The sequence below is a fragment of the Enterobacter cloacae complex sp. P12RS genome (genome assembly GCF_014895875.1).
In the GTDB taxonomy this organism is placed as follows: Bacteria; Pseudomonadota; Gammaproteobacteria; order Enterobacterales; family Enterobacteriaceae; genus Enterobacter; species Enterobacter bugandensis.
The window spans coordinates 1-12,789 of record NZ_JADBQO010000057.1; the positions used below are offsets into that span (position 1 = coordinate 1).

The 12,789-nt window shown below is 52.6% G+C and carries 12 protein-coding genes and 1 pseudogene; 4 read left to right on the top strand and 9 right to left on the bottom strand.

Annotated features, from left to right (window positions below; translation table 11 throughout):
* The first annotated feature begins 339 nt into the window (after positions 1-339).
* The 4 genes from IM284_RS21725 to dbpA all read left to right on the top strand — a co-directional run bounded on the left by IM284_RS21725 (position 340) and on the right by dbpA (position 4,478).
* On the top strand, positions 340-1,482 hold the full coding sequence (locus IM284_RS21725; protein WP_065365851.1) for a methyl-accepting chemotaxis protein: 1,143 nt from the start codon (positions 340-342) through the stop codon (positions 1,480-1,482).
* A gap of 154 nt (positions 1,483-1,636) precedes the next feature.
* Positions 1,637-2,620: a zinc transporter ZntB gene (gene zntB / locus IM284_RS21730; RefSeq protein WP_047368662.1), complete on the top strand. Its 984-nt coding sequence runs from the start codon at positions 1,637-1,639 to the stop codon at positions 2,618-2,620.
* Between the two features lie 292 nt (positions 2,621-2,912).
* Entirely contained in the window at positions 2,913-3,077 is a 165-nt protein-coding gene (locus IM284_RS23455) for a hypothetical protein (RefSeq protein WP_305143948.1), read from the top strand.
* A gap of 27 nt (positions 3,078-3,104) precedes the next feature.
* A complete protein-coding gene (gene dbpA / locus IM284_RS21735; protein WP_047368661.1) occupies positions 3,105-4,478 on the top strand; it encodes an ATP-dependent RNA helicase DbpA in 1,374 nt (457 codons plus the stop codon).
* Between the two features lie 42 nt (positions 4,479-4,520).
* On the opposite strand, the gene ttcA is transcribed toward dbpA, so the two are convergent.
* The 9 genes and pseudogenes from ttcA to IM284_RS21770 form a co-directional block, all read right to left on the bottom strand.
* Entirely contained in the window at positions 4,521-5,456 is a 936-nt protein-coding gene (ttcA, locus tag IM284_RS21740) for a tRNA 2-thiocytidine(32) synthetase TtcA (protein ID WP_028013348.1), read from the bottom strand.
* 49 nt (positions 5,457-5,505) lie between these two features.
* Positions 5,506-6,744, bottom strand: a complete 1,239-nt coding sequence (locus tag IM284_RS21745) for a site-specific integrase (RefSeq protein ID WP_193055920.1) — start codon at positions 6,742-6,744, stop codon at positions 5,506-5,508.
* Between the two features lies 1 nt (position 6,745).
* Entirely contained in the window at positions 6,746-6,958 is a 213-nt protein-coding gene (gene xisR, locus IM284_RS21750) for an excisionase family protein (protein WP_014884030.1), read from the bottom strand.
* A gap of 64 nt (positions 6,959-7,022) precedes the next feature.
* Positions 7,023-7,265, bottom strand: coding sequence for a DUF4060 family protein (locus IM284_RS21755; protein ID WP_193055921.1), 243 nt, complete (start codon positions 7,263-7,265; stop codon positions 7,023-7,025).
* A 38-nt stretch (positions 7,266-7,303) separates the two neighbouring features.
* Entirely contained in the window at positions 7,304-8,389 is a 1,086-nt protein-coding gene (locus IM284_RS21760; protein ID WP_193055922.1) for a RecT family recombinase, read from the bottom strand.
* 9 nt (positions 8,390-8,398) lie between these two features.
* Complete coding sequence (locus tag IM284_RS21765; RefSeq protein WP_193055923.1) at positions 8,399-11,536, bottom strand: RecE family exodeoxyribonuclease; 3,138 nt, start codon at positions 11,534-11,536, stop codon at positions 8,399-8,401.
* A gap of 139 nt (positions 11,537-11,675) precedes the next feature.
* Positions 11,676-11,840 (bottom strand): YdaE family protein, encoded by a 165-nt coding sequence (locus tag IM284_RS23460; RefSeq protein WP_226838925.1) that lies wholly within the window; start codon positions 11,838-11,840, stop codon positions 11,676-11,678.
* Positions 11,833-11,988: pseudogene (locus IM284_RS23465) on the bottom strand (hypothetical protein); the annotation flags it as partial. The gene IM284_RS23460 and the pseudogene IM284_RS23465, both read right to left, overlap by 8 nt.
* A gap of 366 nt (positions 11,989-12,354) precedes the next feature.
* On the bottom strand, positions 12,355-12,747 hold the full coding sequence (locus IM284_RS21770; protein WP_022651301.1) for a helix-turn-helix domain-containing protein: 393 nt from the start codon (positions 12,745-12,747) through the stop codon (positions 12,355-12,357).
* Between the last annotated feature and the right edge of the window lie 42 nt (positions 12,748-12,789).

The window sequence follows — 12,789 nt, forward strand, 5'->3', positions numbered from 1 at the left end:
ATATAAAAGGTCAAACTTACCCGAAATATAAAATATATTCTTTATGTTAATGCATTAAGTACTGCTAAACATAGCCGATAGATTGTAGCAAAGCGTCTTAAATATGTGTGCATATGGACCGTTGTACCGCAGATAATGGTATCGCTTCAGGGGGCTTTGGACCAGCAATACAGCATATGGGACATGACATTTCTACTAAAACCCCTTTTTTATCTGACTTAAGTTAAATACAGGGTGGGTAACGGCGAAACGAGAAACCAGCGTATTATGTGAGGACAAACGTAAAAGTGAATGCTATAAATCTAAATGCCGACCAAAATATAAGTTGTGGGTAAAATCATGCTAAGAAATATTAGTGTCAGGACCTTCATTGCCTGGTTCCTGCTGTGCCTGTTTTTAGTGAATGCAGGTATCGTTGCTCTATTTTCCAGCAATCTTCCTCTTTTCGTTTCGATTAATCTGGTCAATTTCGTTGGATTATTTTTGCTCTGGAGTTATATGACGAAGTTTCTTGTGACGCCGATCAATACTGTGAAAAAAAGTATTGAAGAAGTGACCGCAGGCAACTTAGGCGTCTCTATCCCCGAGTTTGGCAATAACTGCGCGGGGCGATTAATTCCCGGGATTAATACTCTTTCCAGCAACATCGCTACGCTGGTGCGTGAGATCAGGGCATCATCACAAAACGCCATGGCCTTGTCGGATCAGCTCTCTTCCCGCAGTGCTCAGCTCTCGGTGAAAACAGAGCAACAGTCTGCATCTCTGGTGCAAACTGCGGCAAGCATGGAGCAGATGGCGGCAAGTACCCGAAACAATGCCGATAATACCCGGCTGGCGAGCGAGCAGGCGAATGCCGCGACGCTGCAGGCGCGCAAGGGCGGAGATCTGATGGAACAGGTTGCCAGCAATATGCAATCCATTACCGAGTGCGCGCAGCAGATGACGGAAATTATCTCCCTGATCGACGGGATTGCATTCCAGACGAATATTCTGGCGCTTAACGCGGCCGTCGAGGCCGCGCGGGCGGGCGATCACGGGAAAGGGTTCTCCGTGGTCGCAGAGGAAGTCCGAAACCTGGCTCACCGCAGCGCTGAGGCGGCGAAAAACATCAAAACGCTGATTGACGTTACCAGCAGTAATGTCACCCAGGGTGCCAGCGTTGTGTCGGAAGCGGAGAAGAATATGCGTGACATCGTGACCGGCTCCGGCAACGTCAGCCGGTTAATGGACGAAATTTCTACCTCAACCGCAGAGCAGGAGAAGGGCATTTCCCAGATCACGCTGGCGCTGTCCGAACTGGAGCGGGTCACGCAAAGCAACGTGGCGATGGCGGAGGAGCTCAACGGTTCCTCTGATGTGCTGCGTAATCAGGTGATCGAACTGCAGACGCGGACCCGAAATTTCAGGCTGGACCAGGGGCACCCCTCGTCACCAGTAGCCAGCCCTGTTTCGTACCATCAGCTCCCCGAGCACTCTCATTGACAGCTTCCTGAAACCTGGCATGCCAGGCTTTTTTATTCTCAAAATATAGCGTGTACAATTCCTGAGCGATTTCAGCGCGATGCGAAACATAGTTGTTGCTTAACCCCTGATGGAAGCTAGACTGACATCGAAAGAGCCAAACAGGGGAGGCGCTGTGGAGAGCATTAAAGGATCCGAACTTAACGTTCCTGACGCAGTTTTTGCGTGGGTGCTGGACGGTCGCGGCGGTGCCCGACCGCTGGAAGATAATGATGTCATTGATAAAGAGCATCCCTGCTGGCTACATCTGAACTATACCCACCCGGACAGCGCTGACTGGCTGGCCTCGACTCCGCTGCTGCCTAACAACGTACGTGATGCGCTTGCGGGGGAAAGCCTGCGGCCTCGCGTAAGCAGGATGGGTGACGGGACGCTTATCACCCTGCGCTGTATAAACGGCAGCACGGATGAACGTCCCGATCAGCTGGTTGCGATGCGCGTCTATATGGACGATGGGCTAATTGTTTCCACACGTCAGCGTAAGGTTTTGGCGCTGGATGACATTGTGAACGACCTCAAAGAGGGGACCGGACCGGTTGACTGCGGCAGCTGGCTGGTGGACGTCTGTGACGCCCTGACCGATCATGCGAGCGAATTTATTGAAGAGCTGCACGATAAAATCATCGACCTGGAAGATAATCTGCTCGATCAGCAGATCCCGCCGCGCGGCTTTCTGGCGCTATTGCGCAAGCAGCTGATCGTGATGCGTCGGTATATGACGCCACAACGGGATGTGTATGCCCGTCTGGCCAGTGAAAGACTCAACTGGATGAATGACGATCAGCGCCGCCGGATGCAGGACATTGCTGACAGGCTGGGCCGCGGGCTGGATGAGATCGATTCCTGTATCGCCCGAACGGCGGTAATGGCGGATGAAATCGCGCAGGTGATGCAGGAGTCGCTGGCGAGAAGAACCTACACGATGTCCCTGATGGCGATGGTCTTTTTACCCAGCACATTTCTGACAGGGCTTTTTGGCGTCAATCTGGGCGGTATACCCGGCGGCGAATATCGGTACGGCTTCACCGCGTTTTGCGTCATGTTAGTTGTTTTGATTGGTGGTGTTGCATGGTGGTTGCATCGTAGTAAATGGCTGTAAATTTACGATTTTTTCACCTTTTTCGAGGATTAAAACGCTCTTTTAATTGAGCGAAGTCAATAAACATCACCCCCGTAAGGTGCAATATTACTCCCGCAGGTGAATGCAACGTCAAGCGATGGGCGTTGCGCTCCATATTGTCTTACTTCCTTTTTTGAATTACTGCATAGCACAATTGATTCGTACGACGCCGACTTTATAGTCGGCTTTTTTTTTGCCTCCTGTTTCTCAGCGTCTACCCTAAAAGGGACGACAGCAAATCCTGGAGGGAAAGATGAGCATTTTACTCGCTCTGCTACTGCAACACGCGCGTCAGTCCGATCCTGTCCCCACCGATCCCGTGCCGATGCCCGATCCCATTCCGCGTCCGCAGCCGATGCCAGACCCGCCGCCGGACGAAGAACCGATTAAATTGTCGCATCGAACCCCGAGATCTGCGAGGATACGCGCCATCTGACCGTAAAGATGACCACGAGAGATTATTGTGACCGCTTTTTCTACCCTGAATGTTCTGCCTGCCGCCCAACTCGACAACCTCAACGAGTTGGGATACCTCACGATGACGCCTGTTCAGGCGGCCGCGCTGCCCGCTATCCTTGAAGGCCGGGACGTGCGTGTGCAGGCGAAAACGGGCAGTGGGAAAACGGCCGCTTTCGGTCTTGGTCTGCTGCAGCATATTGACGCGTCGCTGTTTCAGACCCAGTCACTGGTCCTGTGCCCGACCCGCGAGCTGGCAGACCAGGTCGCGGGTGAACTGCGTCGCCTGGCGCGCTTCCTGCCCAATACCAAGATCTTAACCCTCTGCGGTGGGCAGCCGTTTGGCGCACAGCGCGATTCGCTCCAGCACGCGCCGCACATTATTGTCGCGACGCCCGGCCGCCTGCTTGATCACCTGCAAAAAGGCACCGTTTCGCTCGATGCCTTAAGCACGCTGGTGATGGACGAGGCGGACAGGATGCTGGATATGGGCTTTAGCGATGCCATTGATGAAGTGATCCGTTTCGCGCCGGCCGGGAGGCAGACGCTGCTGTTTTCTGCGACCTGGCCTGAAGCCATCGCCGCGATCAGCGGTCGCGTGCAGAATAATCCGCTCACCATTGAGATCGACAGCGTCGATGCTCTGCCGGCCATCGAACAGCAGTTCTTTGAAACCTCGCAGCAGGGAAAAATCCCGCTCCTGCAGAAACTGCTGAGCCAGCACCAGCCTGCGTCATGCGTGGTGTTCTGTAATACCAAAAAAGACTGCCAGGCGGTTTGTGATGCCCTGAATGCGGCGGGGCAGAGCGCGCTGTCGCTGCACGGCGACCTTGAACAGCGCGATCGCGATCGGACGCTGGTGCGCTTTGCTAACGGCAGCGCGCGCGTGCTGGTGGCGACCGACGTGGCCGCACGCGGCCTGGATATCAAATCCCTTGAACTGGTGGTGAACTATGAGCTGGCATGGGATCCTGAAGTGCACGTCCACCGTATTGGTCGCACTGCTCGCGCCGGAAACAGCGGTCTGGCCATCAGCTTCTGCGCGCCGGAAGAGGCGCAGCGCGCCAATATTCTCTCAGAAATGTTGCAGATCAAACTGAACTGGGTGAACGCGCCGGGCAACGTCAGGCTCGTGCCGCTGGAGGCCGAAATGGCGACGCTGTGCATTGATGGCGGCAAAAAGGCCAAGATGCGGCCGGGGGATGTGCTGGGCGCACTGACCGGAGATGTGGGGCTGGAAGGGGCGGATATTGGGAAAATTGCGGTTCATCCGGCACACGTGTACGTGGCGGTTCGCCAGGCGGTTGCGCATAAGGCGTGGAAGCAGCTGCAAAACGGCAAGATTAAAGGCAAAACCTGCCGCGTACATCTGCTGAAATAAGGCATAAAGCGTCTCAGAAGGTCTTTCTGAGACGCCCATCGCTTATTTCACTTCAAGCACGTTCAGACGCAACTCTTCGAACTGATTGTCCTCGTCTTCCGGCTGCCAGCCCGCAGGCTGCATTGGGATCTCTTCCCGGTCAAACGCCAAATCGCCACCATTCACCACCTCCGAGCCGTGGTTGATACCTTTGAAGTCGAACAGCTCTACGTCAGCGAGGTGGGAAGGAACCACGTTCTGCATCGCGCTGAACATGGTCTCAATACGGCCCGGATAACGTTTGTCCCAGTCGCGCAGCATGTCGCCGATCACCTGACGCTGCAGGTTCGGCTGTGAGCCGCACAGATTGCATGGAATGATCGGGAACCCTTTCGCCTGAGAAAAACGCTCAATGTCTTTTTCCCGGCAGTAGGCAAGAGGACGGATCACAATATGCTTGCCGTCATCGCTCATCAGCTTAGGCGGCATGCCTTTCATCTTGCCGCCGTAGAACATGTTCAGGAACAGCGTTTGCAGAATATCGTCGCGGTGATGGCCCAGCGCAATTTTGGTCGCGCCCAGTTCCGTTGCGGTGCGATAGAGAATGCCGCGGCGCAGACGGGAGCAAAGCGAGCAGGTGGTTTTCCCTTCCGGGATCTTCTCTTTCACGATGCCGTAGGTGTTTTCTTCGACGATTTTGTACTCAACGCCCAGCTGCTCCAGATATTCCGGCAGAATGTGCTCCGGGAAACCCGGCTGTTTCTGGTCAAGGTTGACCGCCACCAGGGAAAAATTCACCGGCGCGCTTTGCTGAAGATTACGCAGGATCTCCAGCATGGTGTAGCTGTCTTTACCCCCTGACAGGCAAACCATGATGCGGTCGCCTTCTTCAATCATGTTGAAGTCCGCAATGGCCTCGCCCACGTTACGGCGCAGGCGCTTTTGCAGTTTATTCAGGTTGTATTGCTCTTTCTTTGTATTTGATTGATTTTCTTGCATTTATTGCTACCTTCGGAGCCAGTGGGGGCATAATAGGGGCAAAAATTTTTCAGCGTGCCAGCTTATCGTTAAGCATCAGCACCTGTTCGCCATTCATTTCTTCAATCCACGCACCGTAGACTTCATAAACCATTTGCGCGTTTTCATGCCCCATCTGGCTGGCTATGAAAGACGGGTTAGCGCCGGCAGATAAAAGCCAGCAGGCAAAAGTATGCCGCGTATGGTACGGATTCCGGCGGCGAATACCAGCACGTTTTACAGCTGCGTTGAATCTCGCACCGATGCTCGATAAAGAGTAGTAGGCTTTCTGTTCTCCTTTGCGCATCCGGGGTATGAAAACGAATCGCAGACTTTGATGTTCCACTGCGCCATACTCGCGATGATTAAAGACAATTTCGGTTTTAGGCTGTAGCGCTGTCAGCTTGCGCTGTGCTTTCAAGGCTTCAAGTGCCGGCTCTAATAGGGTAATAACCCGGTTACCTGCTTCGGTTTTTGGTGGGCCGAACATGCCCAACGCATTAAGATTGCGCTGTATATGAGCCGTACCTTTTTCCCAGTCGATATCTTCCCAGGCAAGAGCTGCAAGCTCCCCATGACGGACACCGGTATAAACTGCGAATGTCCACATATTGAGGCTTTGGCCACGCTCGGATTCCGCAAGCAAACTAAACTCCTGCTTCGTTAAAGGATCCGGTTTTACTTTCCCTTTGTGTAGTTTCTTGATGCCTTCAAAGGGTTTGCCACTAATAAAGCCTGATTTGTGTGCAAACCGAAGCAGGGAGCACAGTAGCGATATATAGTTGTTCACGGTACGCACAGTGCGCCCCTGTTTATTGCTTCTGGGATTTGCCAGGTAAAGTGTCTCACCGTTCAACAGCTCCTTCCTGTATTTCAGAATGTCGCTGTGGCGTATAGTTGAAACAGGCGTATCTCCGTTAATGATGTGCATTAACGTACCGAGTTGTGAGCGCGTCTTACGCATCGTATTCGCGCTAATTTCGGTTTCTTTAATGCTCGTCCACAGTTCACACAGCTCTGAAAAGGTTTGAACTGAAGAAGTGGTTACGGTTTTTTTTGCTCTGGACGAGGAAGGAAAGCGCTGGTGGTAATCAAACTCTCCAAGGTTGATCTCACTAACGATCACAGCCCGAAGATTCCCGGCTTTTTTGATGTTCGCCGGGGTGTTAATCCAACCTTTGAGAATTTCGCGGCAACGCTTTCCCCGGTACATAAACCAGATACAAATCTTATTGTTTCTGATTTCGACACCTGTAGGCAAAGCTGCCATCTTACGCATCCCTTATTAACTGATTAATTCTCGGATAGTTGTACCAGGTTGTGCCACGCAAGGTTTTTTCTCCGGAAGGAGAAACCCGTTTGAAATGGACACCTTCCACCCAACAGCCCTGGCGATACTTCTCAATCTGTCGTTCGGTCAGGCCTGTTTTTTCTGTGAGCCTTGCGCCAACAACCCATTCTTCGTTAAATATTACCTGCGACATGGTTCACCTCAGGTAACCGGCATGAGTATAGATATGCCGGTCTGTAGTCGTTGATATTTCAGTTTCAGTTTGCCAGGCCGGGCAGGGAACGCAGTCGGCGCATGCCGGTCATTGCTGTGGCCACGTAGCTTGCCTTGCAGTTGACCACTTCAACCCAGACCTTCACGCCTTCCACTCTCACCGTATAGGTCTCTTTCATCTTGCTGCGCCCATAGTCGCCGTATCTTTGCTGGTGGGCTGCGAGTGCGATTTCACATGCCTGGCGAGCCAAAGGGGATTGCTTACTGCCTCGATTAATCAGTCGCATTTCTTCTCCTTGTGGGAGGGTTTCCCCTCCCGATCTCGTTAGTCCACGTATTCCGGTTTCATATCCGCCAGGGTGATGCTGAACTGACCATGCAGTTCGTCGCCCAGATGGCGTTTCGACGATGCAAGAACGCGCTCTACTTCTGCGAACCGCGCAGCTGCACCGGGCTCATCTGATGGTGGCAAGGAATTGATGGCTGCTTCGACTTTGTTCCGTGCATCAACCAGGTAATAACGCTTCACGGCCTTGTTTTTCAGCTCAGTGAACAGGGCTGAACCCAGCGTTGATTTCACGGTTTCAATATCTGCGCGCAGAGCTTTCGCGCTATCCACATCCTGAGCCGCCTCGATGCGATCACGGAAATCATCAGCAAGTGCACCGATGTTTTGAGCTGATTCCTGAGCCGTTTGAGTCGTAGTGACGTTGTCACCTGAAATGTCTGCAAGGCTTACGTGCTGCGCCGGTGCGGGGTTTACCTCTCGTTCTTCACGGCGATCATCGAGCTCATCCGGGGTGTAAACGCCCAGAATCACATCCGGGCAGAACAGTCTCGCCCAGCGTTTGACGGCCAGGTACGCCAGCTGCTGGCGAGGGTCATCAGCCCAAAGGGTAGAGTTTCGGGTTCGGGCCTGAGCCAGCAGCAAATCGAGTTCTCTCGGCTGATCTTCACCTTTAAGCGTTGCGCGGATAATGATGCCGATTCCAGCCTCGTCAGCCAGGTACCAACCCGGGACGCGGTACTCGCCTTTGTCGCCTTTACGGATGTGGAATTTTCCAACAACCTTTTCCCATGGCCCGTACCATTCATATTCAAAGCGACTTGCCAGCACGCCGCTTCGAGAAATGACGGCATTAACCAGCTGCGCTTCATACCCGAGCACACCGTTAATCAGGTGCGTCTTCTGCGCCACGGCAAAGGGATTCATCTGCCACTGTGCCGCTTGCATCGCTACAGCCATGCAGTCGGCCTGATTGCCCTGCAGGTGCTTAGGAACAGTAGCGGTGCCCTGGGCCATAATCTGCGCGAACGTGCTGATGGCGTTCAGATACTGGGAATCGAACAAAGCCACGTTGGAGTTAATAACGGTGTTCTGGTCAGCAACGGTAACGTTAGTGTTATGCATAAATCCCCCTTAAGCCTGAGCGCGCAGCGCTTCGAGGCGGCGCAGGTCGAAGTCGTTCAGTTCATCGGTGTAATCGGTAGTGATCGGCGCTGGCCATTCGCCCGTATCGAAGCCTGTGGCGATGGCGCGCATCGTTTTGCGATACTCGAGCATGCCCAGCTCCAGCAGTTCGGTTGACGCCTCGATGATAGCGATCCAGTGGTAGTTCTCGTCTTTGTTGACGAAAATCCAGAAGAACTGGTCCAGCGCCGCGGTCTCGCAATACATAGCCGCGCTGAGGTGATAGTCACGGTCTATGATTTCCCTGTGCAGCCTGGCGCGAAGGCTTTCTTGCTTCACATTCCACATACTGATGATTTTCAGGTCGGCGCCAATTCGCACGCCGTCCAGTTCAATCTCGAGATCAGGACGTACACGCACTTCTAAACCTGTTTCGTCGTCAAAGCCGAAGTAACTCACTTCAACAGCGCGGCTTGGATGTGTCAGCAGCATGCCAGCTGTAGGGTGCGCCAGGAGTGCAGACTGAATTGCCCGCGCTGTGGCCAGCTGCTGGCGGGTAACCAGAATCTTTTCGCCAGGGTTGTCGCGCCAGGCATCCAGCAGTTCGTCGGCGAATATGGCATCGGGCTTAACCGACTTAACAGCCTGGATCATGTCTGCTTTGCTGCCTGACACTTTCAGCGGTGTCGGTTTCTGCGCTTCTTGCGCCACCAGGTCTGGATTGATGATTGCTAATTGCTCAAATAACGCATCACGGCTGCCGCTGGTTTTAACCGGCACGGGCAGGGTAGCGTTGTACTCTTTGATGCACGCCTTCATTGCCGTTGCCGTTTGCTTCTGGCCTTCTTCAATACGCTGGTACTCAGCAGGGAGAGCCATATAGCTTTGAGCCGTTTCTTCCAGGCTCGCGCCAAGCGGCACTGGAGCTGTAAGGGATGCGTTATGTTCTTCAAGCAACGCTTTAATCTCGTCAGCGCTTAGCAGCGCCGGCAGGCTAGCGTTGTACTCGTCGATGAACTCGCGCAGAGTTGCGGTTGTGGTAAAAGCACCGTCCGGGATCTCAGGCTCCACGCTGAACTCTGCATCGAGGGTTTCCGGCTGCAGTGCAAGGGCGTGCACTAGGTTCCCCATGTCCAGAACTTTGGATGCTGTGCGCGGGATAGTTTTAGCCACATGGCGTGCGTTGAAATACATCAGGCTGACCCGGGCATCTTTCACCTGGGTTGAGCTAATACCGTTTGCTGCGTGATAAACGTCATTCGGTAGGCCTTCGTAGCGGCCAGGCTCGAAATAAGCCGGGTACTCAATTACCGGTTCTGCTTGCTGTTCTTCCAACGTTACGGAATCTGTCTGCGAATTAGCTGCATCAGTGCTTTCGCTCGGTGGTACCGAACCAACATCTTCGTCTTTCTCTGGCTTAGCCGTTTCCATCTGCACATCGCTGGTGGTCTCCGCTGTGTTTTCCGTTTTTACGACTTCATTTGAGGTGGTATTGATGCCCGGATTGTTATTTCCATCTATCAGGCCATCGATGGAGAACACTCCAGTGCCGAGATTTTCAACCTGCGGTTGTTCAACTGGGGCTTCAGTCTCAACTACAGGAGTAGGCAACGGCAGTAACTCCACAGCAGAGATAAACTCAGCCGTCATGGTTTTATTAACAAACTCAAGATGAGCCGCTGGCGTGTGGTGGATGTTTTCCGGCGCTATGCGGATCAGATTGAAGATTGCTGCACGGTTCACCGCCAGTACGCCGGGCTGATTACGCAAGATGGCGCTCCATGATTTCCATGGTTCTTCTTTCTTCGCCACGATTTCTTTGGCACGTCGTAACACGCTCGAAGGAATTTCGAAGTGATGGAAGTCCATAGGCAGTAGAGCGCATGCGATCTCAAGATCGAGGGTGTCCAGAGTGTGGTGCGCACCTTCGCCACGATCCGTCACATAGCCACCGTCTGCATTGGTCCTAGAATCAGTGCGCTGAACATTACTGATACGATTACCGGCAGCCCATTCGCGAACGAGAATGCCGCGATCGATATAATCAGTTGCCGCCCAGATTCGGGTGAATCGGAGAACCAAAGCGAGTTCGTGACGCTTCTCCTGGCTGAACACCTTGCGAATGGCGTCGGTGTAGCGCCACAGGTCTTTGGTATCGTAACCCTTAACCTCTTCGCAGTTTTCTGCCGCCAGCAGCAGGTTCTGGACATAGCTGTTGTCAGTGTCCATTTCCAGCGCGCTAATAGCTTCGTACTCTTCTCGAGTTACGTGATGGCGTAGTTCCTCGGCGGTGAACTGGGCGAGTAGCTGCTTCCGGAACGGCATACGAACGACTGGATAACGTGTGGTTTCGTCATCATTCTCGTCAATCTGAATACCGTTTTCAGGTTCTGGATCCTGACCAGTTGTAGCGCCGCTGTCGCTGGTGCTTTCTGATTTGAGAAGAGCCAGTTTTCCGCTTCTCCACTCTCTCACTAACTCATTGCGGTCACCGGCATCTACTCTCAACCAGTCGGCCATGAATGCAGCGATAACCTCAGCTTCGTGCGTTTCATCTGGCGCGAAGACCTGCTTAATCGCCTGAACCAGTTTCCACTCAGCGTTCAGGCTCAGTTCGGCAATTTCAGGGATGTCGTTCTTCGCCTGCAGCAGGTTCTGGAGATAAGTGTTGCCTTCATCCAGTGACATTTCACTGGCAACCAGCTGCTGCTCTTTAGTGATATGTGACTGGTATTTGTCGCTGGTCAGATGGACGGTAAAACGAACCGCTGGAGTGCGGTTTTCAAGCGGGACACTTTCGACGATAGTTTCGACTTTAACGGTCGTTTCCGGTGCGGCAGTGTTGTTCATGGGACCAGTCGACTCAGCACCAGCCTTTGGCAGCCAGGTGCGTCCATCGTCCTGCAGTTCGTAGCGTTTGCACCATGTGTAATCCACGATGCTTTCTTCAGGCAAATCGTTGTAAACAGGGAAATCGGTGCGAACCGGTTTTGAGTAATCATTACCGCGGCCGGTTTCAATACCAGCATCTTCGAGCTCGACATCGAGCTGCAGGTTGGCACGGGCTTCAGATTTCGCAGTGAACCAAATCACTGCGTCTTCTTTGCCAGATTTCTGCGTAGCCTTCACTACATAGAAAAATTCCATGTGAGATCCTCTTTTTTGGATGTAAGATCCCCGGGCCAGAGAAGCGCCCATTGGGTGAACTTTGGTTTTTTAAGTAGTTTTCCGGTGTAACTTTGGTCGGGAGCACCGGACGTACGGGCCGCTTTGCGCGGCTTTTACGTTATGCCTCGTGTGCCATCTGGTCGTACGAAGCACAACGTTCAGAGCAGTATTCTTTTTCTTTGCGCGCCAGCTGTGAGCCGTTGCGATAGGGAAGGGTACTTTTGACTACTTTCTCCGGTTTAACCGGCTTGCCGCAGTACCCGCATTTCGTTGAGTTACACATCTGGATTCCCCTTTTGCGCCAGCAGGTAACATAAGCGGCGAAGAATCACCTCGAAGAAGTTCAGCTTTACGGCCTGCTGCCGTCCTGGTTTGCGTGCGAAATCAATCATTCTCACCCTCGTTTGCCTTATCGCCGGCCAGCGGAACGTTTACACCTGATGCGCGTTAATCTCTCCACCTCATCCGACTCTTCGTATGCCGTCGGCGGCTACTTCGTGGGCGTCCTGCCTTGGTGGTTCGTAGTGCGTCTTGGTGAGTTAGATTAAACACAAAGTTTAAGCCTTAGTCAACATAATGAGTAATTTTAAATAAACAAAATGTTTAAATGATGCTTATGGAGAGTGAAATTTTGTTCTTTGGAGGCAAAAAAATTCGACGAAATGGTACGGGCTGGCAGTCCGGGAAATGGGCGCTTAGTACAAAAGATGTGCTAGTTATTCGAGGGGCATAAAAAAAGGCCACATTAGGGCCATTTCTTATAGTGAGTCTTTACGAATCATTGCTGAAAGGAGTACTCAATCATCCTGCGAACGAATCCGGCCTTTCATATATTTATCATATAGTTCGTCCAGCTCTTTCAGGCGAAGTGCAAAGATGCGAAGCATGTTCTGTTGCTCTTCTTCGGGAAGCTGACGGTAAAGTTCCAGCAGGCGTTGTTCGTCCGGCTTCAGTCCATCTTTTTCGCCAACATCTTGGCCAAGCAGCCACTCAAGGCTCACCCCAAGCGCATCCGCCAGCTTAATCGCTGAGCTTTTACCAATTGTCCCACGAACGAACCAGTTATTGACCGACTGAGCACTGACGCCACAAATACGGGCCATATCTGATTTGGTCAACTTCTTGAGCTCAAGAACCTCGTTAAGCCGCTGAACTTGTGGGTGGTTAATCTGATGAGTTTTTTCTTTCATGGAAGAATTCTAAACCAAATGTTTATTAGCTCAATATTCAAA